The sequence below is a fragment of the Blautia luti genome (assembly GCF_033096465.1).
Lineage (GTDB): Bacteria > Bacillota > Clostridia > Lachnospirales > Lachnospiraceae > Blautia_A > Blautia_A luti.
In genome coordinates this window covers 952,488-974,973 of record NZ_AP028156.1, presented here as the reverse complement: position 1 = coordinate 974,973, position 22,486 = coordinate 952,488, and the positions used below count along the sequence as shown (strand labels likewise).

Annotated in this window: 20 protein-coding genes; 1 reads left to right on the top strand and 19 read right to left on the bottom strand. The window is 44.2% G+C overall.

Annotation, left to right across the window (positions count from 1 at the left end):
- Positions 1 to 6 precede the first annotated feature (6 nt).
- From sigH to R8695_RS04475, 11 genes are all read right to left on the bottom strand, one after another.
- Complete coding sequence (gene sigH / locus R8695_RS04525) at positions 7 to 630, bottom strand: RNA polymerase sporulation sigma factor SigH (protein WP_154780860.1); 624 nt, start codon at positions 628 to 630, stop codon at positions 7 to 9.
- Positions 631 to 667: 37 nt separating this feature from the next.
- Positions 668 to 1,405 (bottom strand): 23S rRNA (guanosine(2251)-2'-O)-methyltransferase RlmB, encoded by a 738-nt coding sequence (gene rlmB, locus R8695_RS04520; RefSeq protein WP_019161073.1) that lies wholly within the window; start codon positions 1,403 to 1,405, stop codon positions 668 to 670.
- Entirely contained in the window at positions 1,402 to 1,881 is a 480-nt protein-coding gene (locus R8695_RS04515; RefSeq protein WP_330585270.1) for a Mini-ribonuclease 3, read from the bottom strand. The genes rlmB and R8695_RS04515 overlap by 4 nt, the downstream gene beginning before the upstream one ends.
- The gene (gene cysS / locus R8695_RS04510; RefSeq protein WP_154780861.1) at positions 1,866 to 3,275 is read right to left on the bottom strand and encodes a cysteine--tRNA ligase; all 1,410 of its coding nucleotides are present in this window, start codon (positions 3,273 to 3,275) and stop codon (positions 1,866 to 1,868) included. The genes R8695_RS04515 and cysS overlap by 16 nt, the downstream gene beginning before the upstream one ends.
- A 17-nt stretch (positions 3,276 to 3,292) precedes the next feature.
- A complete protein-coding gene (gene ispF / locus R8695_RS04505) occupies positions 3,293 to 3,769 on the bottom strand; it encodes a 2-C-methyl-D-erythritol 2,4-cyclodiphosphate synthase (protein ID WP_154780896.1) in 477 nt (158 codons plus the stop codon).
- Positions 3,770 to 3,773: 4 nt separating this feature from the next.
- Positions 3,774 to 5,048: a sn-glycerol-1-phosphate dehydrogenase gene (locus R8695_RS04500; protein WP_154780862.1), complete on the bottom strand. Its 1,275-nt coding sequence runs from the start codon at positions 5,046 to 5,048 to the stop codon at positions 3,774 to 3,776.
- A 167-nt stretch (positions 5,049 to 5,215) separates the two neighbouring features.
- Positions 5,216 to 6,649, bottom strand: coding sequence for a serine hydrolase (locus R8695_RS04495; protein ID WP_154780863.1), 1,434 nt, complete (start codon positions 6,647 to 6,649; stop codon positions 5,216 to 5,218).
- A gap of 66 nt (positions 6,650 to 6,715) precedes the next feature.
- Positions 6,716 to 9,079, bottom strand: a complete 2,364-nt coding sequence (locus tag R8695_RS04490) for an ATP-dependent DNA helicase (RefSeq protein ID WP_154780864.1) — start codon at positions 9,077 to 9,079, stop codon at positions 6,716 to 6,718.
- A 192-nt stretch (positions 9,080 to 9,271) separates the two neighbouring features.
- Positions 9,272 to 10,591: an aspartate kinase gene (locus R8695_RS04485; protein ID WP_118510752.1), complete on the bottom strand. Its 1,320-nt coding sequence runs from the start codon at positions 10,589 to 10,591 to the stop codon at positions 9,272 to 9,274.
- A 256-nt stretch (positions 10,592 to 10,847) separates the two neighbouring features.
- Entirely contained in the window at positions 10,848 to 11,558 is a 711-nt protein-coding gene (gene tsaA, locus R8695_RS04480; RefSeq protein WP_154780865.1) for a tRNA (N6-threonylcarbamoyladenosine(37)-N6)-methyltransferase TrmO, read from the bottom strand.
- Positions 11,559 to 11,619: 61 nt separating this feature from the next.
- Positions 11,620 to 13,008, bottom strand: coding sequence for an alanine/glycine:cation symporter family protein (locus R8695_RS04475; protein WP_118510754.1), 1,389 nt, complete (start codon positions 13,006 to 13,008; stop codon positions 11,620 to 11,622).
- A 344-nt stretch (positions 13,009 to 13,352) separates the two neighbouring features.
- On the opposite strand from R8695_RS04475, the gene R8695_RS04470 reads away from it, so the two are divergent.
- Complete coding sequence (locus tag R8695_RS04470) at positions 13,353 to 15,305, top strand: glycoside hydrolase family 31 protein (RefSeq protein WP_154780866.1); 1,953 nt, start codon at positions 13,353 to 13,355, stop codon at positions 15,303 to 15,305.
- A gap of 167 nt (positions 15,306 to 15,472) precedes the next feature.
- On the opposite strand, the gene larC is transcribed toward R8695_RS04470, so the two are convergent.
- From larC to R8695_RS04430, 8 genes are all read right to left on the bottom strand, one after another.
- Complete coding sequence (larC, locus tag R8695_RS04465) at positions 15,473 to 16,825, bottom strand: nickel pincer cofactor biosynthesis protein LarC (RefSeq protein WP_154780867.1); 1,353 nt, start codon at positions 16,823 to 16,825, stop codon at positions 15,473 to 15,475.
- Between the two features lie 2 nt (positions 16,826 to 16,827).
- Entirely contained in the window at positions 16,828 to 17,589 is a 762-nt protein-coding gene (gene larB, locus R8695_RS04460; protein WP_025580512.1) for a nickel pincer cofactor biosynthesis protein LarB, read from the bottom strand.
- Entirely contained in the window at positions 17,567 to 17,701 is a 135-nt protein-coding gene (locus R8695_RS04455) for a hypothetical protein (protein WP_022380740.1), read from the bottom strand. The genes larB and R8695_RS04455 overlap by 23 nt, the downstream gene beginning before the upstream one ends.
- The gene (locus R8695_RS04450) at positions 17,698 to 18,882 is read right to left on the bottom strand and encodes a PP-loop family protein (protein WP_154780868.1); all 1,185 of its coding nucleotides are present in this window, start codon (positions 18,880 to 18,882) and stop codon (positions 17,698 to 17,700) included. The genes R8695_RS04455 and R8695_RS04450 overlap by 4 nt, the downstream gene beginning before the upstream one ends.
- 247 nt (positions 18,883 to 19,129) lie before the next feature.
- The gene (locus tag R8695_RS04445; protein WP_154780869.1) at positions 19,130 to 19,894 is read right to left on the bottom strand and encodes a tRNA threonylcarbamoyladenosine dehydratase; all 765 of its coding nucleotides are present in this window, start codon (positions 19,892 to 19,894) and stop codon (positions 19,130 to 19,132) included.
- Positions 19,895 to 19,908: 14 nt separating this feature from the next.
- A complete protein-coding gene (locus R8695_RS04440) occupies positions 19,909 to 20,649 on the bottom strand; it encodes a PIG-L family deacetylase (protein WP_154780870.1) in 741 nt (246 codons plus the stop codon).
- Positions 20,650 to 20,670: 21 nt separating this feature from the next.
- Positions 20,671 to 21,567, bottom strand: coding sequence for an ROK family protein (locus tag R8695_RS04435; RefSeq protein ID WP_154780871.1), 897 nt, complete (start codon positions 21,565 to 21,567; stop codon positions 20,671 to 20,673).
- 147 nt (positions 21,568 to 21,714) lie between these two features.
- On the bottom strand, positions 21,715 to 22,389 hold the full coding sequence (locus R8695_RS04430) for a DUF6198 family protein (RefSeq protein WP_118510770.1): 675 nt from the start codon (positions 22,387 to 22,389) through the stop codon (positions 21,715 to 21,717).
- Between the last annotated feature and the right edge of the window lie 97 nt (positions 22,390 to 22,486).

The following is a 22,486-nucleotide window of genomic DNA, read 5'->3' as shown; positions in this document are numbered from 1 at the left end:
CAATCCCTATTTCAAATTTTTTAAATTATTTGTATTGTTTGTACTTTTCAGCTGTTCTTTAATCTTGGTTCGGATCCTCTGGAGGGCATTATCTATGGATTTGGGTGTTTTTTTCATAAGGGCTGCGATCTCTGAATAACCCATTCCATCCAGATAATATTCCAGAACCTGATTTTCCATTAGACTTAATGTACAGGTGATCTCCTGTTCCAGGCTACGGACATTTTCCTGATCTATGATAATGGATTCCGGATTATCCGCCCACATATCCTGCAGATGATCCTGGCTTTCCCCCGGATCCTGGCTCAGTGAAATATAGGAATTGAGAGGCTGATGCTTCTGCCTGTTGGAATTCTGGATTGCATTATAAATCTGACGGTCCACGCACATTCGTGCAAAAGTCTGAAAGGATGCTTCTTTATCCGGCTGATAGTCACGGACTGCTTTAAACAGCCCGATCATCCCTTCCTGGATCAGGTCATCATTGTCACCGCCAATGAGAAACATGGCACGTGCTTTTTTTCTCACCATATCTTTATATTTTTCCATGAGGTAGTCCAGGATTTCTGATTCTCCGTTTTTAAAACGCAGGATCAGTTCTTCATCACTTATTTCATCATATGGATTCATAACTGCCTCTCATTTCCTTACATATATTTGAAAGCTTCTATTTTTTCTGCAGTCTCTGACGAACGATTTCATAGCCAAGTACGCCGGCTGCTACTGATGCGTTGAGGGAGTCGATGTCACCTTTCATAGGAATAGATGCCACGAAATCGCATTTCTCACGGATCAGTCTGCTTACGCCTTCCCCTTCGTTGCCGATCACTACACCAATCGGGCCTGTGAGATTGAGGTTGTACATGGTTTCGCCACCCATATCTGCGCATACAAACCACATACCCTGTTCTTTCAGTTCATCGATAGTATGTCCCAGATTGGTAACTTTCGCAACAGGTGTATAGTTTAATGCACCTGCAGAGGTTTTGGCAACTGTGGAAGTCAGACCCACTGCTCTTCTCTTCGGAATGATCACACCATGTGCACCTGCAAGGTTTGCAGTACGGATGATCGCACCGAGATTGTGAGGATCTTCGATATTATCCAAGATAAAGATAAACGGATCTTCCCCTTTTTCCTTTGCTTTCGCAAGGATATCCTCTACGCTTGCATATTCGTAGGCTGCCACCTGAGCGATCACGCCCTGGTGTGCCCCTGTCTCGCTTAACTGATCCAGACGCTCTTTTGCCACATAATTAATAATGGTATCTTTTTTTCTTGCCTCTCTGGCGATTGTGCGGACCGGGCCATCCTGACATCCATCCAGGATAAACAGCTTATCTACACATTTACCGGAACGAAAGGCTTCCAGGACTGCGTTGCGTCCTTCTATCTGTTCACTCATATCTGATCCTCTCCGATTCCTGCACGGACCAGTTCTATGATCCTGCTGAAATCATCTTTTAAATATAAATAACCCATCAGAGCTTCAAATCCTGTTGCCCTGCGGTAATCTGCCATAGTTGCATGCTTTGCCATTGTGGGAGAATGGGCGTTTCTTCCTCTTCTGTAAACGCTGTATTCCTCTTCTGTGAGCATTGGCTCGATCACTTCCATCATGGAAGACTGGGTTCCTGCCTTGACCAGGCTGCTGGCTTTTCTGTGAAGCTGATTGACCGGACAGTTACCTTTTTTTACAAGGATCGTGCGGATCACCAGTTCATAGACACCGTCTCCGATATAGGCCAGAGTCAGTGGAGAATACGTTCTCAGATCCTTATCTTCCAGATGAAATGCCTGATTAAGCAGACTTTTCAGAGCGCCTAAGTTCATTTCATTAAGCTCATTGGTTTCACTCATATCATTTAAGCTCGTTTCCATTTTACTCCTTCACGGGTATCCTTAAGGATGATTCCCTTTGCCAGAAGTTCATCTCTGATCTCATCAGCTCTTGCAAAGTTCTTTGCTTTTCTTGCTTCCTGGCGTTCTGCGATAAGGTCTTCGATTTCTTTGTCGAGAATTTCTTCTTTCTTCTCAACTTTCAGGCCAAGTACATCGCATAATTTCACCATTGTATCAAGAAGTGCGCCTGCAAATTCTGCAGAGCTTGTATCAGATACGTTTGTGTTTGCAAATTTAACCAGTTCAAAGATTGCTGCCAATGCATCAGCTGTGTTGAAGTCATCATCCATGGCTTCTTCGAATTTCTTTACGAATTCCTGTGACTGTGCAAGCAATTCTTTGTCTGCATCTGTTGCAGCTTCTGTCTGTGCTGCTGCTTTTCTGTCTTTTAAGTTTGCGGCAGCGTCTGTGATACGCTCTAATGCGTTCTTTGCAGCTTCCATCAGGTCTGCGCTGAAGTTCAGCGGACTTCTGTAATGTGCATTCAGCATGAAGAAACGAAGTACCTGCAGATCATACTGCTCGCTGATCTCACGGACAGTACGGAAATTTCCCAGAGACTTTGACATTTTTCTGTTATCAATATTTAAGAATGCATTGTGCATCCAGTATTTTGCAAAGATTTTGTCGTTGCAGCATTCGCTCTGTGCGATCTCATTCTCATGATGAGGGAAGATCAGGTCTTCTCCACCTGCATGGATATCGATCTCATCGCCAAGATATTTCTTAGCCATAACTGAGCATTCGATATGCCATCCCGGACGTCCGTCGCACCATGGTGACGGCCATGACGGTTCGCCTTCTTTCTTCGGTTTCCAGAGTACGAAATCAAGCGGATCTTCTTTCTGGTCTTCACCGGATACCTGCAGAGAACGGAAACCTGACTGCAGATCATCCAGGTTCTTGTGGGAAAGTTTGCCATATTCTTTGAACTTCTTAACTCTGAAATATACAGTACCATCTGCTGCCGGATATGCATATCCTTTATCGATCAGTGTCTGGATCATGTTGATCATTCCATCGATTTCCTGTGTAGCCTGTGGATTGGTTGTGGCAGGTTTTACATTCATGCCGTCCATATCTTTCTTACACTCTGCGATATAACGCTCGGAAATCTCCTGTGCACTTACGCCCTCTTCGATTGCTTTCTTGATGATCTTGTCATCTACATCTGTGAAGTTGGAAACATAGTTTACTTCATAGCCTTTATATTCCATGTAGCGGCGTACAGTGTCAAAGATGATCATCGGACGTGCATTTCCGATATGGATCAGGTTGTAAACAGTCGGGCCGCAGACATACATACGAACCTTTCCCTCTTCAAGAGGTACGAATTCTTCTTTTCTACGTGTCAGTGTGTTAAAAAGTTTCATACTTTATTCCTCCAGTTTTATTTCACTTCATTAAGAAGGCAGATCGCCTGAGACGCGATTCCCTCTTCTCTTCCTGTAAATCCCAGCTTCTCTTCTGTAGTTGCCTTGATATTCAGCTGAGACTCATCGATTCCCATCGCTTTCGCCATGTTGGCTCTCATCTGTGGAATGTGAGGTGCCATCTTCGGCTTCTGCGCAATGATCGTGGCATCTATATTTCCTATCTCGTAATGATGCTCTCTCAAAAGCTTCGTTACATGCTCCAGTAACAGAATACTGGAAATTCCTTTATATGCAGGGTCTGTATCCGGAAAATGTTTCCCGATATCTCCCAACGCAGCAGCTCCCAGAAGTGCATCCATTACTGCATGGATCAGTACATCCGCATCTGAATGTCCCAGGAGTCCCTTTTCCCAGTCAATCTTTACGCCGCCCAGGATCAAATCTCTGCCTTCTGTCAGTCTGTGTACATCATATCCCATTCCAACACGCATCATATTATTCTCCTCTGATTTCCAGCATTTTGCTGATTCTCAATAAACTTAATCTTCTCCTTGTATAAGGAGCAAGTCGGAGGCTTGGCAGAACAGCTGCTTCATCAAGTCCGATATCATAGACTGTCTTCGCACATCCTGCTTTCTCCAGCAGATGAAACATATCCTGCTCATTGGGAAGTTCATCAATGATCTCTGCGATCCCATCCAGACACTCTTCCAGATGTTTCGGAGAAATGGACTCCAGCAGTTCCGGCTCATTTTCTTTCTTTATCTCCTCCAGAACCCCTTTCTTTCCGAAGGTTTCTTCCAGGAGTTTCTCATCTTCATTCTTATACGGTTTCACGTGACAACGTCCCTGTGTGATGGCTGCTGCGATACGCTTGTATTCTTCCAGTACAAGAAGTGTAGCTACAGAAACTTTCTCACCGTGGAGTGCATCCAGAGGACCATTGATCACTTCCATGTCCCATAAATGTGTAACTTGGTGTTCTGCGCAGGACGCTGGTCTTGAACTGCCAATCATCTGCATGGCAAGTCCGGAAAGGATCAGTGCGTACATAAGCTGTTCACATTCATCTTCCTCTCCCTCTGTAATATCCTGAATGGAAGATCTGACAGTTTTCAGTGCTTTCTCCTCCAGTTTTACTGTCTCACGGCATAAATATTCTCCGGTGACCAGGCTGGCGATCTTCCAGTCTGCAAGGCAGATATATTTTCCCATCAGATCTGAAATCCCCGCTGCCGTAAGACGCTGGGGTGCTTTTGAAAAAATATCTGTATCTGCGTATACACAGATGGGAGCTACGGACGGCACCGTCTTCTTCACTCCATCTGAGATCATCGTCGCTACTGTTGTTACAAATCCATCTCCACTTGCTGCGGTAGGCACCGAAATGAAAGGTATTTTATATGCGTGCGCAACATAACGGCTGATATCGTGGATCGTACCTGCCCCTACTGCAAGGATCAGATCGATATCCTCCTCCATGTTATTCTCCACAATCCGTATCGCCTGTCTGTCTGCCTGAAGCCCCTCTGCATCCAGGACCAGTACCTGGCATCTGTCATAGATATCCTCCATGAGTTCCTCTGTTGCTGCATAGGTATTGGTGTCGCAGATGACCAGCGGAGATATGTATTCTCTGAGCATCCCCTCTGACATCTCTTCTTCAAGCTTCTCTAATGCTCCGGCTTCTATCAAAATCTCTTTCACTGCAATCTGGTGTTCCCTGCCGCAGCTGCAAGGTCGGGCAAAATCGTCCGCATCAACTCGCATTTAATTTTCTCCTCCTGACTTATTTCCACAGCCTTCATCCCGGCTGTATAAGATACATTTTATTACTGTTTCCCTTCTGCCTTCTGACAGGTACAGTACAAACAGTATACAGTTCGTTGGTATTATACATGATTTCCCATTAAAAATCAATTTGTGGCTGCATGGAATTATCCCTGTAAATTAAGATAATTATAGACCATTCTGGACAGATTTTGAATATTGGTAACTGCTGTGCCTTCCGGACAGTTTTCAGACATGATACACAGGATATATGTCGTCTTTTCTCCGTATACGATCGCAATGTCATGCTGATCCTGATCGGTCTCTCCCGTTTTATTGGCTGACCGGATTCCTGACGGCAGTCCCTGGGGAATCTTCCACACTTCCTCCTGATTGGAAAGAAGGTTCAGCATCTCCCCGGAAGCCTCTTTGCTGACACATTCTTCTTTATATATTTTCTCCAGAAGTGTACCGCAGTCCTTTACAGATGTGGTGCTTCTTCCTCCCAGACTCTCCTTGGCAGAGGCAGATGGATGCAGGGTATGCTGTACGGTAGTTTCCGTATATCCCTCTTTTTTCAGCCATTCATTGATCAGCTCTGCGCCTTTTTTGAAGTCCAGCGCATCTGTCTGAAGTTTTACCAGTTCATTATGAGATTCATTATCGCTGACTGTGATCATATTCCAGAGAAGATCGTTTACTTTCACATCAATCGTCTTTTCGTCTGTGACATTCAGCTTCTTTCCTTCATCTTTCTTTACCTGTTCCAGATTCTCATAGGTTTCTGCCATGACAAAGGCCTTGATCAGACTTGCAGAATACAGCGGCTGGTCATTGATCACCACCTCTTTATTCTTATCCAGGTCCTTTACATAAATGCTCCAGGTTCCCGTATAATCAGAGATCATTTTCTCAAGCTGGGACTTCAGGTTCTCAATTCCCATTTCATCCAGATTAACCACCTTACCTGTTTCGTCCACCTCAAATCCATCCGCAGTAGTGGTGCTTTCCTGAAGCAGTGCACCATTCGTCCCGCCGAAATAATAGCTTCCGTCGAAATGCTGTGTATAACAGTCCATCTCCAGATAATGGATTCCCGGATCCATTACCATCTTCCCTGTTTCATCGAAATAGTAATATCCGTTCAAAGAAGTCCCGTCCAGAATCAGATTGTCAATATACCGTACCTGCGGTGCTGCGCTGAGCTTTCCCAAATTGTTGACAAAGTAAAAACCGTCCAGCTTTTCCTCTTCCTGATTTTCATAAGCCTGAACACTTTTCAGATGCTTCATGTGGGAACTGCAAGCCTTGAATTTGCCATCTGCATCATGGTAATAGTAACCGTTAAACACCGTTCCATCTATTTCAAAATCATCAAAATAATGAATTTCTGCTGTTGTGCTTCTGCCCCCATTAATATCCAGACAGTAGAAGCCATCACTTTTCATCATATATTTTCCGCTGCCGTCTTCTATTGGCTGGATCTGTGCCTGTTCTGTTACTGAAGACATGCTCTGCTGTGCTGCCTGGACACTGACACACGATATTCCAGCCAAAATCAACGTCCCCACTGGCACCACTGGCATTCTTTTGTGTTTCATGGAATCCTCCTTTTTTCTGATGGAGAAAAGTATACCTGTTTTTTGCAGGAACCGCAACGATTTTCTTTATTTTCCAGCCTGGCTGCCACTTCTTTCCCAGAACTGTTTCAGCTCACTTTCCACAGTTCTCAGGGTGCAGTTTCTGCGGTCAGACCACTCTGCCGGAAACAGTCTGCTGTATTCCCTGTCCCGGAACCGTTCATCCAGAAGCAAAATCGCGCCTATATCCTCCTGCGTTCGGATCACCCTTCCTGCCGACTGTAGCACTTTGTTCATGCCTGGATAACGATACGCATAGTCAAAACCATCCGTTCCTTTTCTGTCATAATACTGTCTGAGGATTTCCCTCTGGATTCCGATCTGGGGAAGTCCTGTTCCCACAATGATGGCACCGATCAGCTTCTCTCCCATCAGATCGATCCCTTCGGAAAAAATTCCTCCCATTACACAGAATCCCACCAGCGTTCCCTCTGACCGGGCAAACTCCTCCAGAAATTCTTCTTTTTCCTTTTCATTCATGCCTGAACTCTGGGTAATGCAGTGCACCCACTCTGCCGAAAACTCATTCTCATACACTTCACGGACATCCTCCATGAATTTGTACGAGGGAAAAAATACCATATAATTTCCCCTTTTAGCCCAGACCATTCTGGCAATATACGAGGCGATCCTGCGGTATTCTTCGTATCCTCTTCTGGTATACCGGCTGCTTACATCACAGCCTGTGAGAATGCACCGTTTTTCCTGCTGAAAAGGGGAGGGGATATAGATCCCGTAATCATCTTTTCTGGAACTCAGGAGGGTTTTGTAATAATCCATAGGAAGAAGGGTTGCAGAAAAAAACACAGCGCTTTTCCCTTTTTCCAGGCATCTGCCAAGATTTTCTGCTGGATTCACACAGAAAAGTCTCATACATACCTTATCCTGCTCATCCTTCTCTGTATATACTACATAATTCTCATCCAGCAGCTCCTCAATATTCAGAAAATCCCTTACACAAAAATAAAATTCCAGCAGAGTTTCCGGCAGCTCTTCTCCGTGAAGTTCTTCCAGAAGTTTATCCATCTCCCCCATCACCTGAAGCATACTTAAGGAGACTGCCCCGGGATTCTCCAGGATCTTGTATCCTTCACATTCTTTTTCCAGTGCAAGGAGCTGTCTGTTTACCTTTTCCAGTGCTCTCACCAGACCTTTGCTGTATCCTGCTGCCAGCTTTTTTGCCTCCAGCACATCTGATCTGGATACCATGGCACTATACATTTCTCTGCCCCTGTCCACCAGATTATGTGCCTCATCGATCAGGAAAATATACTTTCCGGAAGTCCCTTCTCCGAAAAAGCGTTTCAGGTATACATTGGGATCAAATACATAATTGTAATCACAGATCACACTGTCCGTCCAGACTGCCAGATCCAGGCACAGTTCAAAAGGGCAGACCTGCCACTTCTGTGCAGCTGCCAGAAGTGTTTCCCTGTCATATCTGTCAGCCCCCGTCCACAATTCATACACAGCATTATTGATCCTGTCGAAGTGTCCTCTGGCATAGAGACATTTCTCAGGATTACATTCCGGTTTCTCACAGAAGCATAATTTCTCTTTCGCCGTGATTGTAATAACTTTAAATTTCAGCCCATGCCTGCTCAATATCTGAAAAGCTTCCTCTGCCACTGTCCTGGTGATGGTTTTCGCTGTGAGATAAAAAATATTTTCGCCAAGACCTTCTCCCACAGCCCTCACTGCCGGAAATATGGTCGACATGGTTTTTCCTACTCCTGTAGGTGCCTGAATAAAGATCTGTTTTCCTGCAGATATGCTGTGGTAGACACTGGTAACGATCTTTCGCTGGCCTTCTCTGTAGGCAAACGGAAACTCCAGCCCTTCCATGGAGCTGTTTCTTTCTTTTTTCCATGCGATCTGATAGGCAATCCACTTGTGATAAGCATCCAGCAATCCCTGATACCAGTCTCTTAATTCTTCTGCTGTATAGATCTCCCGGAAACGGCGGATCTCTTCTGTATCCAGATTTCCATAGGTCATCTGTACACCTGCACGTTCCAGTCCCTGATCCCTGGCGCAGATCCACGCATAGCACTTCGCCTGGGCTTTATGCACAGCTACAGGTTCTTCCATTTTTTCTATATCTGCATAGACTCCTTTGATCTCGTCGATCCAGACCTGGTCATCCTCTGTGAATATTCCATCTGCCCGCCCCTCTACGATAATGCGGACATCCTCGTATTCACTTTCCAATTTCATGGAAACTTCAGCTCTGTATTCACTGCCCATCCGGCTTTGTATTTTTCTGTGAAGCCTGCTGCCTTTTAACATGGCTTCTTTATCCCCGGCACCTCTCCGGTTGTCAAGATCCCCGCTTCTCAATATAAATTCCACCAGATTCCTGACGGAAATACGGACCGCCGGTTTCTCCATATTCCTTCTGCCTCCAATTAATCTTTCTGCTTTTCCCACTGATTCACCCTACATTATAGCACAGAAGCATCTGTTCTGTAAAAGGTGACCTGTCCATATCTGTATATGCAAAACCAGCAGGAATATTTTTCTTACTCCTGCTGGTTCTCTGTTTCATTTATTCTCTGTTTTTCTGCCGGATGTATTTCTACATCAGATCTGAGTAAGTACAAAGATATCATAAATTGCTTTTACAGCAGTTTCGAAATCTCTGTTCTCAACACCGATGATGATATTCAGCTCACTGGATCCCTGGTCGATCATCTTAACGTTTACATTTGCATGAGCAAGTGCAGAGAAGATTCTGCCTGCTGTACCTCTCTGGGATTTCATGCCGCGTCCTACAACTGCGATCAGTGCAAGGTCAGATTCCATTTCTACGAAATCCGGCTGTACTGCACGGTGGATTCCTGCGATTACCTGTTGTTCTTTTTCTTCAAATTCATCCTGATGTACATATACAGTCAATGTATCGATTCCGGATGGGATATGCTCAAAGCTGATTCCCTGGTCTTCGAATACCTGCAGAACTTTACGTCCGAAACCAACTTCACTGTTCATCATGGATTTCTCAATATTGATGGAGCAGAAACCTTTCTTTCCTGCAATACCGGTAATTGTATATTTCGGTTTCTTGCATGTGCTCTCTACGATGAAAGTACCTTTATCTTCCGGTTTATTTGTATTCTTGATGTTGATCGGGATTCCCTCTTTACGAACAGGGAAGATCGCATCTTCATGAAGAACAGTTGCACCCATGTAAGAAAGCTCACGAAGTTCTCTGTATGTGATCGTCTCGATCACAGCCGGATTCTCTACGATTCTCGGGTCTGTTACAAGGAAACCGGAAACGTCTGTCCAGTTCTCATAGAGATCTGCTTTGATTGCTTTTGCAACAAGAGAACCTGTTACATCAGAACCACCTCTGGAGAATGTCTTAACGGTTCCGTCTTCATATGCACCGTAGAATCCCGGGATTACGGCACGTTCACATTTGGCAAGTCTCTTGGAAAGAAGCTTGTCTGTTTTGTCTGCATCAAAGTTTCCGTTCTTATCGAAACGGATCACGGTTGCTGCGTCTACAAATTCATAGCCAAGGTAAGCTGCCATTACTTTACCATTGAGGAACTCGCCTCTGGATGCAGCATAGTCAGAACCTGCCTGCGCTTTGAAATCTTTTTCAATCTGTGCAAATTCTTCCTCTAAAGAAAGGTCCAGTTTCAGGCCACGGATGATCTCGTAGTATCTCTCTTTGATCTCCTGTAAAACAGATCCGAAATCTTCGCCCTGTACTGCGATGTTATAGCATTTATAAAGTAAATCGGTAACTTTGGTATCTCCGTCAAATCTCTTTCCAGGTGCGGACGGAACCACGTAACGTCTGCTCTCATCACTTCTGATGATCTCTCCTACCTTCTCAAACTGCTGTGCATTTGCCAGAGAACTTCCTCCGAATTTTACAATTTTCTTCATCTTTCCTGCTCCTCATATGTTACTTAGTATTTCCAGATAACGCTTATTCTTGCCTTGTTGTTCCTGATCAGTCTCCTGCCTCACTATCATTATTTATTTCGGTCCGGTTCCTGTCTGAGAACTGTTATTGTTACTGTTCACAAAGTAAACAACAACCTGTTAGTCTTTTTCACTCTACTAACATAAAGTCTGTTTAATATTTTATTGAATAAAACGGAATTTTGCAAGCTTTTCTTACAGAAATATCTGAAAATAGTTATTTTTCACAATCTGCGGCAGATTCTTGCTGTTTTTTTACAAAATCTGTTACATCATGAACTCGCAGAGTATCCCCGTTTACGCGGAAATGGATGTCCTTGTCCCCAAAGGGCATTCCATAGGAGCGTTCCGGATCATTCTGGTAGGCAGGGCGTGGGTCGTCTGCAAGTACCGCCATTAATGCTTCGCGGCTTTCCGGCGGGATTTTTTCCAGAAGATGGGGTGGAAATTCTACGTTCAGATGATAGTCTCTGACAAATTCAGCAAAGCTTCCCGTGGCTTCAGGATGACAGTCTGCATAGGGAATATATGGTTTAATATCAAAAATCGGCGTGCCATTCATCAGGTCTGCACCCTCTACAAAGATCACCGGGCTGTCTGGCTCATCCAGAGATACTTTTGTAAGTTTCACGCAAGATAAACCTATGGAATTTGGACGGAATGGAGATCTGGTGGCAAAAACGCCTTTTCTCACATTTCCACCAAGCCTGGGCGGACGGACAGTCGGTGACCACTTTGTTCGTTTTGCCTCTGAAAACTCCCAGATTAACCAGATGTGACTAAACTCTTCCAGTCCCCGGCAGGCATCCGCATTGCGGTATTCCGGTTCAAATATAATTCTCGCTTTCAAAGCTTCTACCCGGCCGCTCTGTCTGGGGATTCCGAATTTGGTTGGAAAGTCATTTTCTATATGTGCGATCGGCTTCATATACTTCTTCTCCTTTTTCAGAAAACAATAGCCCGGAAAATTGCTCTCCGGGCTATTCATGTTAATTCTTCTGTGCGAAATATTCTTTCGTAAGTGTAATGGCGGTTCCTGAAAGTAAGAACACACCAATCAGGTTCGGGATTGCCATGAGGCCGTTGAAGGTCTCGGCGATGCTCCAGAGGAGTCCCAGGTCTACAGTTGCACCAAGGATCGCTACTAAGGAATACGCGATCATAAACGGGCGGATAACTTTGGCAGAGAATAAGAATTCAATGCATCGTGCTCCGTAAAGTCCCCATCCGATAATAGTTGAGAATGCGAAACAGCACATCGCAACTGCTGTGAAGATGGATATCCAGCTTCCGTATGTAGAAGTAAATCCGGAAATTGTAAGCTCTGCTCCTGCTGCTGCACCGTAATTTATCGGCACACCGCTTACAAGGATGACAAGTGCTGTCAGAGTACAGATCACGATGGTATCTGCAAATACTTCGAAGATACCAAACATACCCTGTTTTACAGGTTTGCTTGTATCCGCACACGCATGAGCGATAGAACCTGTACCAAGTCCGGCTTCGTTTGAGAAGATACCACGGGAAACACCTTTCTTCATACTGAGGAAAAAGCTTCCGATCACACCGCCGGTCACTGCTGACGGATTGAATGCTCCGTAAACAATATCATGGAATACTGCCGGAACTCTGCCGATATTTAAAATAACAACACCGATTGCAAGCACGATATAAAACAGTGCCATAAATGGAACCAGTTTCTCGGAAACACTTCCAATTCTCTTAATGCCGCCAAGAAGCACCATACCTACCAGTAAAGTGATCACGATTCCAAGGATCAGATTCAGTGTGCCTGTAGAAGAATCAGAAATTACGTTAAAGTTTATAAGCGCTGTATCAATTGCTGTTGTAATAGTATTTACCTGAGTAGCATTACCTGTTCCAAATACAGTCAGTACACCGAATGCAGAATAAAGAACTGCAAGAAATCTCCAATTCTTTCCCAGACCATTCTTAATATAATACATAGGTCCGCCTACATAATCCCCATGTCTGTTTCTCTCACGGAAATGTACTGCCAGGGTAACCTCTGTAAATTTCGTGCACATTCCAAGGAGCGCGGAAACCCACATCCAGAATACAGCTCCCGGTCCGCCGATGGCGATAGCTCCGGCAACACCGGCGATATTTCCAGTACCTACTGTACCTGCCAACGCAGTACAGACTGCCTGGAAAGGTGTCATGGAACCGTCAGAGGCCTCCTTCTTCTTAAAAATTCTTCCCAGTGTGGTTTTAAGCGCATACGGGAATTTGCGGATCTGGACAAAACCGGTCCGCAGGCTCAGGTAAAGCCCTACGCCGATAATACAGATCATAGCCGGGACACCCCAGATAAAATTATTTACGACGTTATTGATGGATTCAATTGTCTGAAGCATGTTAAATAAACCTTTCTTTCGTGTAATAATAACAGTTTAGCACTTTTTTCACCGTATGTACAGGAAAAATTCTATCAAGATAAAGCATTAAAGCATAACAGATTATCGGAACAAACAACTAAAACCATCCGCTCTACTGCCTGCCATACCTGTATCTCTGCTTCACAGTTTGATCAAAAGTCAAAATAACGTATAAATTTGTCATAATTTCAGTAGCATTTCCTCACCCAAACCTCTATTATTGTAAATATGAAATCAAGGAAAACATATGTGTATTTTCCAATAGTACTTAATCGTTTCAGTTATTTATTTAACATTTTTCAACCTAAGGAGGATATGACAAAATGATTCAGAAATATACTTACGGAACCCCATTTGAAACCGATGCCATCGTAACTTCTATCCCGGCTTCTGAGGGAACTCCTGCATACGGAACTATCTCCACAGAGAACGGCTTCTCTTTTACTTATGACATGGATGACAACGATGTTGTCTATGGTCTGGGCGAATCAAACCGCGGAATCAACAAACGTGGATATGTTTATGAAAGCAACTGCTCCGACCAGCCAAACCATACAGAAGATAAAATCTCCCTCTACGGAGCACACAACTTCCTCGTAATCTCTGGAAAGCAGACTTTCGGTCTCTTCGTTGATTATCCAGGAAAACTGAAGTTTGATATCGGTTACACACTCTCTTCCCAGTTAAAGATCACCTGTGAGGATGCAGACCTTTATCTGTATGTGATCGATGGTGAAACTCCTTACGATATCGTAAAACAGTTCCGTAAAATCATCGGAAGAAGCTATATCCCGCCTAAATTCGCATTTGGTTTCGGTCAGAGCCGCTGGGGATATACAACTGCTGACGACTTCAGAAAAGCCGCTGACGGATATCGCGAAAACAATATTCCAATCGATATGGTATACATGGATATCGATTACATGGAAGACTACAAAGATTTCACAGTCAATCAGGAAAACTTCCCTGACTTTGAAGCCTATGTCAATGAAATGAAAGAAAAAGGCATCCACCTTGTCCCGATCATCGATGCAGGTGTCAAGGTAGAGGCTGGCTATGATGTTTATGAAGAAGGCGTTGAGAAGAACTACTTCTGCAAACGTGAAGACGGCAGTGATTTCGTTTCCGCTGTATGGCCGGGCTGGACTCATTTCCCGGATGTCCTGAACGCAGATGCCAGAGCATGGTTCGGACAGAAATATGAACGTCTCATTTCCAAAGGAATCGACGGTTTCTGGAATGACATGAACGAGCCTGCAATGTTCTGCACACCGGAAGGCGTTGCTGAATTAAAAGAATACATCAAAGACAACTTCATGGACAATGAAGAAACATCTGGATTCGTTCTTGGCGCAAAGGTAAAAGGACTTGCAAATAATCCGGAAGATTACAAACGCTTCTATCACAATGTAAACGGTCAGAAGATCCGCCACGACAAGGTACATAACCTGTTTGGCTATAACATGACCCGTGCAGCAGGTGAAGCATTTGAAAAAATCGCACCTGGCAAACGTTTCCTGATGTTCTCCCGTTCCTCCTATGTGGGAATGCACAGATACGGCGGAATCTGGATGGGAGACAATAAATCCTGGTGGTCACACATCCTTCTGAACTTAAAGATGCTTCCATCCCTGAATATGTGCGGTTTCCTTTACACAGGTGCAGATCTGGGCGGTTTCGGTGCAGATACCACACGTGACCTGGTACTGCGCTGGCTGGCACTGGGTGTATTCACACCTCTTATGAGAAACCACTCCGCTCTGGGAACCAGAGAACAGGAAGCTTACCAGTTTGAAAACATCGAAGACTTCCGTCATGTGATCGGTGTCAGATATCGCCTTGTTCCATATCTGTACAGTGAATACATGAAAGCTGCATTAAACGATGACATGATGTTCCGTCCGCTGGCATTTGACTACACAGAGGATGCATTCGCAACTCAGGTAGAAGATCAGCTTCTTCTCGGAAACGAAATCATGATCGCACCTGTTTATACACAGAATGCAAAAGGCCGCTATGTATATCTGCCAGAAGAAATGATGTTCGTAAAATTTCTGCCGGATGGAACCATCTCTCAGAAAATCCTCGAAAAAGGACATCACTATGTAGAAGTTGCCCTGAATGAAGTTCCATTGTTCATCCGCAAGGGAAAAGCTATTCCGGTTGCTGATGTTGCACAGACAGTAAAAGACATTGATCCGGCTACTATCCGCATGATCGGATATGAGGGGGCTGAATATGACCGTTATGATGATGACGGTGTAAGTACTCTGTAATTTAACCGAATCAGACAACTTTCCCTGCCTGAATTGCAAAAAGTACCAGGCAGCAGATAGAACTGAACCAGAAGTCACCTCATAAAAATAATAAAAAGAAACAGTCACATACATCTGATGAATGTCGAGATATTCACTCAAGTATGTGACTGTTTTCTTTTACATTGTTATTCTTTATCTTTATTTGCCAAAACAATATAACGGTAAATTTCTGCAAATGGGATCTCTTTTTCTCTGCTCAACTGTGCAACGCTCTCATATTCCGGGTAAATCTGCTCTTTTCCATTCAAAGTGCATACCTTTGCCAGAACTTCTCCCCATGGAGTCGGAAGGGTTCTCGTTTCTCTGGGAAGAATCGTACGTTCCATTCTGCTATAACGAATTCCAATCGTAGTAGTTTCTTCAAAAATAATATTCTGAAGCGTTTCCATATCTTCTTCCTTACAGATCACATTCAGAACCCATGCAGGTCTGTTCTTTTTCATAAAAACAGGCACATAATGCACATCTCTGGCACCGGCTTTCATTAGACGCTCCATGACAAATCCCAGAACTTCTCCACTGCAGTCATCAATGTTTGTCTCCATCTTGATAATCGTATCTTTGGTTTCCTGATTTTCAGCTTTCGGATTATTTCTGATTTCCGGGTTTTTGAATTCTTCTGTCTGAGCCTTTTCTTCATCTATTTCTGCGCTCTGTGAGATAATCATTGCCCTTAGGATTCCCGGACACTCATACTGGCGTTTACCTGCACCGATTCCAATCTTCCGGATTTCAAATGTTTCCGGAAGTTTATCTTTTGTTTTCACTGCTGCCACTATCGCCGCACCTGTAGGCGTTACAAGTTCACCTTCTACCTCTGTCATTTTCAGATATAAATGATTGGCACTTACTATATTTGCGACTGCCGGAACCGGGATTGGCAGGATGCCATGCTGACAACGGACAGTTCCACGTCCCTCGCAGAGAACAGGAACGATCACCTCTGTAACATCCAGATTATCCAGACAGACTGCCACAGACACAATATCCACAATAGAGTCCACTGCTCCCACCTCATGAAAATGCACCTGATCCACAGGCACATTGTGTGCTTTACTCTCTGCCTCTGCAAGAATTTCAAATATACGCAATGCAATCTTCTTTGCATTCTCAGTCATTGCACTATGCTCTATAATATAGGTAATTTCTTTTATTCCACGGTGTTCGTGATGGTGATGGTCTTGCGCTGTTCCTGTGCCATGGGCGTGATTGCTCTCATGGCCTTCATGATGATGTCCATGCAGATATTCCATATCATGGTCATGATTTTCATGATCTTTATCCAGCACAACATCAAAATCACATGCATCTATTCCGGACTTCACAACTCTGCTGATCTTTGTCTCAAATCCTGATACCTTAAGACTCTTCAGCACCCTGTCCAGCACTGAGCGGTCAGCTCCCAGATCAAGAAGAGCCGCAACCGTCATATCACCACTTATCCCTGAATAACATTCCAGATATAATGTTTTTCCCATAATCAATTTCCTTTCTCATCTGTACCTGCTGCCAGACGGTTGATCTGCGTTGCCAGATAGCCGGCACCGTAGCCGTTATCAATATTCACCACAGCAATCCCATTCGCACAGGAATTGATCATGGTAAGAAGTGCCGAAAGACCATGCATACTTGCACCATAACCCACAGATGTCGGTACTGCGATCACCGGTCTGCTCACCAGACCGCCCATCACACTGGCAAGAGCTCCCTCCATTCCCGCAACTGCAATTACACAGTTCGCACTCTGGATCGTCTCCAGTCTGGAGAATAAACGATGCATTCCGCTGACTCCCACATCATAAATCCGTTCAACATTTGTGCCAAAATATTCCGCTGTCTGTGCAGCTTCCTCAGCAACCGGAATATCTGCAGTTCCTGCTGAACACACCGCAATCTTACCAATACGCTTCTTATCTTTCTTTTCAACCTTTAAGATGCGTGAGATCGGATCATATTCCACTTCCGGAAACTTCTCCTTCACCAGTTCATACTGATGTTGGGAAGCTCTGGTTCCGAATACCTCACCGTCTTCTCTGTATAATCTTTCAAAAATATTCAGAAGATGTTCATCTGCCTTATTACTGCAGTAGATTACTTCTGCGAAACCGGTTCTTGCCTTACGGCTTGTATCCAGCTTCGCATACCCCATTTCTTCATAACTTTCTTTCTTAAGGATTCTCTCTGCCTCTTCCACAGATACAGAACCACTTTTTACACTTTCAAGAATCTCCTGTAAGGTCATGGATTCCTCCTTTTAGAACACCACCTGCACCAGAAACATACAGACAACCGTTCCCACTATAATACTGAGCAGTGTATTTCTCTTCCACAAATGAAGATTTTGCTGTTATCATTCTTTTTCCTTATCAGCGCCCTTATTTCCACGCTGATCGTAGTCATCCAGGAAATTGTAGTATTCTCCATCTTTATGATATCCCATAACAGTACGAAGATTAATATCCCGCACACTGTTAAAGATATTCGTCTCGATCACACTGCTTGTATTTCTAAACTGCGCAACCAGCTCTTTCATCTCATCACGCTTGGAACCACGTCCGCCTCCACAGCTTACACAGTTCTCAGTAAAACGGCATGCACACTGAATGAAATGCAGTCCATTGGTATCTCTCCATGCCTTGATCGCAGATTCCTTGATCAGATACATAGGGCGGATTAATTCCATCCCCTCAAAATTCTGACTGTGCAGCTTCGGCATCATAGTCTCCACCTTACCACTGTACAGCATACCCATAAGGATCGTCTCGATCACATCATCAAAATGATGTCCCAGCGCAATCTTATTACATCCCAGCTCCTTGGCATGAGAATACAGATAACCACGTCTCATTCTCGCACAAAGATAACAGGGATTATTCTCAATTTCTGCCACTGTATCAAAAATATCACTTTCAAAAACCGTAAGAGGAATTCCCAGAAGCTCTGCATTATCCTGAATAATCTTCCAGTTATCCGCATTATAGCCCGGATTCATTACCAAAAACACCAGTTCAAAATGAATCTTTCCATGACGCTTCAGCTCCTGAAGCAGCTTCGCCATCAGCATAGAGTCCTTACCACCTGAAATACAGACAGCAATCTTATCCCCCTCCTGGATCAGCTGATACTCATTCAAAGCCTTGGTAAACGGTCTCCAGACCGTCTTTCTGAAAGTCTTGATAATACTGTGCTCAATCTCTTTCGTCTTCAGTTCCTTCTGCTCCTTAGCATCATTCTCCATAAAACGACTCAGAGAAAGTCTCAGATAGGCACGATATCCACCTTCAATATTCACAGCCTCATACCCTGCATCACTCAGCTTCTCCACACAATCCCGGCTCCTGTCCCCCGTATGGCAGAGAACATATACTGTTTTATCTTTATCAACAGCCTCCATCTTCTCATCAAACTCATCCAGCGGAATATTCACCGCCCCAGGAAAAGATCCCCTACTATACTGATCCGCCGGCCGCACATCCACGATCGTAATCTCAGAAGCATCAATCTTCTCCAACTCTTCCACACTAATTGTATTCATATATAACCTGCCTTTATCTCTTAAAAATCAATCGCCTACATCTGATGAATCACCCTATATTTCCGCCCAATTCACCAGCCATCATTATACTTTGAAACCCCATGATAGTCAACACATTCCCACCCCACCTCAACACCCCGCAAAAATTTTGTGTGCACACAAAATGAATTATTTTTCTGCGCGTCCCCTATAAAAAAGATGTGCACCATACCATCTCTGATACAATACACATCCACATAAACATTTTTTATCTCCTGCACTCCGCAGTCAAGTCCTTAACAACCTCTCCCGCAATGATCAATCCCACCACAGACGGCACAAACGCCACGCTTCCGGGAATATCCCTGCGCTCCGTACACTTATGCTTCGCCCCCGGAGGACAAATACAATGCGACCTACAGCTGATCGCCATATCCTCAACCGGTCTGATCGGCTTTTCCTCAGAATAAACAACCTTCAGCTTCTTAACGCCACGCTTCTTCAACTCCCTGCGCATAACCTTCGCCAGCGGGCACACCTTTGTCTTATAAATATCTGCCACACGAAACGCACTGGCATCCAGCTTATTCCCCGCACCCATGCTGCTGATGATCGGAGTCCCTGACTCCTTTGCACGCATGATCAGTTCAATCTTCGCAGTCACAGTATCCACTGCATCCACCACATAATCATACTCATTGAAATCAAAATCAGCCGAATTCTCCGGAAGATAAAAACACTTATGGATTCTCACATCTGCTTTCGGATTAATTTCCAGGATCCTGTCTCTCATTACCTCAGTCTTATACTGGCCTACTGTCTTTCTGGTCGCAATGATCTGTCTGTTAAGATTCGTCAGGCACACCTTGTCATCATCGATCAGGTCAAAAGAATACACACCGCTTCTTGCCAGTGCTTCACATACATATCCTCCAACCCCTCCGATCCCGAAAACTGCCACACGGGAATTCTCCAGCTTGTTCATCGCTTCTTTTCCCAAAAGAAGCTCTGTTCTTGAAAATTGATTCAGCATTCTCTATTCTCCTGTTATTCGTCTCTTAGTTCTCTGTTCGCTCCTGACTGTATCCATTCCTCATATGGAATCATATGGGCAAACATATCTACCACTTTTTGCTGGGACTTATAATTCTCCAACAGGGATCTTTTGACCGCCTCATTCTCTGACGATACCTTTCTCAGTGAAGATTCCACCTCCGGGAGCACTTTCTTTTTATAGTACTGTCCAAAATAATACAGATCATTCTTCTGGTAATTCCGGTAATATTCTTGCGTCACCAGCTGACTGGTCATCTCATGATGAATATGTCCGTACTCTCCTTCCGGATTATGGGTCACTACCATATTCCAGTGTTTATAAGTAAGGATCGTATCCAGATCTTTGATGATATCCTTTTTATCTCCGGCCCAGTTGGAACGTTCTCCATGAACCTTATCAGGATAACGCAAGATCAGTCCCTTGTTTCCAGACTCCTTTATGGTATTCTGAAATTCATTTCTCCTGGTCTTATTATATCCATCTGTCAGGCAGACCACGAAATACCCCTTATCAGTCAGGTGGGCACCTCCCCAGATCGTTTCATCATCCGGGTGAGCTACGATCATCAGTTTGGTACAGTCTTCAAGCTGAAGACTGTCCAGTTCCTTCACAGTTACATGGGAAGATCTGATTCCTGTAACATAAGCAGCCCGGCATGCACCTGCCAGAAATATCAGAAGCAGAAAATATCTCCATATTTTTCTTTGATTCTTTTTCAGTTGTTTTATCATAATAGGAAAGTCACTGTCCTTTTATTTTTCCTTAGAAAACGCAAGATATGCAGCACCAAGAAGTCCGGAATCTTCGCTTAAAGTAGATTTTCTTACTTTGATAAATTCCCTCTGTGCTTCATAAACCTTGCTCTTTACCAGTTCCTCTACTTCCTGTACAAAGCCTTCCACCTTGATTGCCACTGAACCGCCCAGGATCACAATATCCGGGTCTGTCAGATTATAAATGGCTGCAATGAAATTCGCCAGATGGACTTTCGCATCTGTCATGATCTCCTGTGCAGTTTCATTTCCCACTTTCGCAAGGTCATTTACCTCACCTGCATGCTTTACATCAAGTCCGGCTTTTCTAGCTCTGGTTGTAATAGCAGTTCCACTGCTGATCCCTTCGATACCTCCCGGAAGGATTGATCCGTGGCATGGACCACCCTGCTTCATAATCGTGTTCTCTACCTCATTCGCCCATCCATGAGCACCCTGGTAGATATTTTTATCAATCACAAATCCGGCTCCGATTCCCGTGGAAACTGTCAGGAACTGTACGAATCTGTAATCTTTTCCCTCTCCGATAACAGCTTCTGCCAGTGCAGCCAGATTTCCATCGTTGTTCAGATATACCGGAAGTCCGATTCTATCACTGAGTTCCTGTGCCACATGTAAATGCTGCCAGTCTCCTCTTAAATTCGGAGGAGTCAGGATCTGTCCGTTTATCAGATCCAGCGGTCCGGGGCAGGACATTCCTACTCCTACAACTTTATCCCCATAATTTCTGATCACATCTGCAATTTTCCCCAGTGTTTCTCCGGGATTCTCCGGGTTTGTTGAAAACTGCTGTCTATCTGTAATTTCCAGGTTTTCGTTTACTAATGCTACTCTTGTATTGGTTCCCCCGATGTCAATTGCTACTGCGTATTTCATAACCCATAATTCTTCTGCATCTGATATGCAGAATCTCCTTTCTCGTCAACATATGTAAACTTCTGTCTGCCTTTGCAGACATTCTGGTTTAGTATAGCACAATAAAAAGGATCCTGCAATGCAGGATTCCCATAATAAATACTTCTATCAACTTTTCGCAGAAAGGAAATTCACGAACTGGAAATGCTTATCCATCTCGTCACCGATCAGGCCGATCACTTTTCCCATCGTAAATGCCGCCAGCACTGTTCCGATTCCAAGACCTTTGATATGTCCCAGGATCAGTCCTGTCATGCATGCAGTTGTTCCCAGACAGATCACATCAAAAGAAACCTTGATTTTAGAATATTTCACTTTAATAATCTCTGACAGTTCACGTGGAAACAGGTCTGTTGGAATGATCGGCAGACCGCATCTGTTGGAAAGTGCGATTCCCACACAGATCAGCAGATAGCTGATCACAAAATATAAAACTCTGAGTGGAATTGTCTTCGGCAGAACATTGATCCATGCCTCATTAACATCCAGAAGTTCACTGAACGCAAATCCTACAAAGAAACTGCACAGATAAATCGGTACGAATTTCTTTCTCAGTATCATCAGGCTTAAGATCAGAAGTGCCTGAAATATGTAAGTCCATGTTCCCAGTGTGATCACCGGAAATACTTTTTCAAATGCATAGGGAACGCTGGATATGGCAGATATTCCGGAACCGGAATACAGCATCAGGATAACTGCAAGACTGTTGATCATAACTGCGATCACCAGTGCCAGCTCCCCTCTGAAAATATGTCTCGAGTCTTCTTCTCCGTTTGTTTTCATAATAATCTTCTCTCCTCATTGCGCACAAAAAACAAGGGACCGCTGTCGAAAAGCTGACGGCAGACCCTTGTATGTGTCTTTAAAATTTATATTGTTA

What these genes read in the sequence shown, in the direction of transcription:
- sigH (WP_154780860.1), bottom strand. Translation starts at nt 630, where the DNA reads ATGAATCCATATGATGAAATAAGTGATGAAGAACTGATCCTGCGTTTT.
- rlmB (WP_019161073.1), bottom strand. Translation starts at nt 1,405, where the DNA reads ATGAGTGAACAGATAGAAGGACGCAACGCAGTCCTGGAAGCCTTTCGT.
- R8695_RS04515 (WP_330585270.1), bottom strand. Translation starts at nt 1,881, where the DNA reads ATGGAAACGAGCTTAAATGATATGAGTGAAACCAATGAGCTTAATGAA.
- cysS (WP_154780861.1), bottom strand. Translation starts at nt 3,275, where the DNA reads ATGAAACTTTTTAACACACTGACACGTAGAAAAGAAGAATTCGTACCT.
- ispF (WP_154780896.1), bottom strand. Translation starts at nt 3,769, where the DNA reads ATGCGTGTTGGAATGGGATATGATGTACACAGACTGACAGAAGGCAGA.
- R8695_RS04500 (WP_154780862.1), bottom strand. Translation starts at nt 5,048, where the DNA reads ATGCGAGTTGATGCGGACGATTTTGCCCGACCTTGCAGCTGCGGCAGG.
- R8695_RS04495 (WP_154780863.1), bottom strand. Translation starts at nt 6,649, where the DNA reads ATGAAACACAAAAGAATGCCAGTGGTGCCAGTGGGGACGTTGATTTTG.
- R8695_RS04490 (WP_154780864.1), bottom strand. Translation starts at nt 9,079, where the DNA reads ATGGAGAAACCGGCGGTCCGTATTTCCGTCAGGAATCTGGTGGAATTT.
- R8695_RS04485 (WP_118510752.1), bottom strand. Translation starts at nt 10,591, where the DNA reads ATGAAGAAAATTGTAAAATTCGGAGGAAGTTCTCTGGCAAATGCACAG.
- tsaA (WP_154780865.1), bottom strand. Translation starts at nt 11,558, where the DNA reads ATGAAGCCGATCGCACATATAGAAAATGACTTTCCAACCAAATTCGGA.
- R8695_RS04475 (WP_118510754.1), bottom strand. Translation starts at nt 13,008, where the DNA reads ATGCTTCAGACAATTGAATCCATCAATAACGTCGTAAATAATTTTATC.
- R8695_RS04470 (WP_154780866.1), top strand. Translation starts at nt 13,353, where the DNA reads ATGATTCAGAAATATACTTACGGAACCCCATTTGAAACCGATGCCATC.
- larC (WP_154780867.1), bottom strand. Translation starts at nt 16,825, where the DNA reads ATGGGAAAAACATTATATCTGGAATGTTATTCAGGGATAAGTGGTGAT.
- larB (WP_025580512.1), bottom strand. Translation starts at nt 17,589, where the DNA reads ATGACCTTACAGGAGATTCTTGAAAGTGTAAAAAGTGGTTCTGTATCT.
- R8695_RS04455 (WP_022380740.1), bottom strand. Translation starts at nt 17,701, where the DNA reads ATGATAACAGCAAAATCTTCATTTGTGGAAGAGAAATACACTGCTCAG.
- R8695_RS04450 (WP_154780868.1), bottom strand. Translation starts at nt 18,882, where the DNA reads ATGAATACAATTAGTGTGGAAGAGTTGGAGAAGATTGATGCTTCTGAG.
- R8695_RS04445 (WP_154780869.1), bottom strand. Translation starts at nt 19,894, where the DNA reads ATGCTGAATCAATTTTCAAGAACAGAGCTTCTTTTGGGAAAAGAAGCG.
- R8695_RS04440 (WP_154780870.1), bottom strand. Translation starts at nt 20,649, where the DNA reads ATGATAAAACAACTGAAAAAGAATCAAAGAAAAATATGGAGATATTTT.
- R8695_RS04435 (WP_154780871.1), bottom strand. Translation starts at nt 21,567, where the DNA reads ATGAAATACGCAGTAGCAATTGACATCGGGGGAACCAATACAAGAGTA.
- R8695_RS04430 (WP_118510770.1), bottom strand. Translation starts at nt 22,389, where the DNA reads ATGAAAACAAACGGAGAAGAAGACTCGAGACATATTTTCAGAGGGGAG.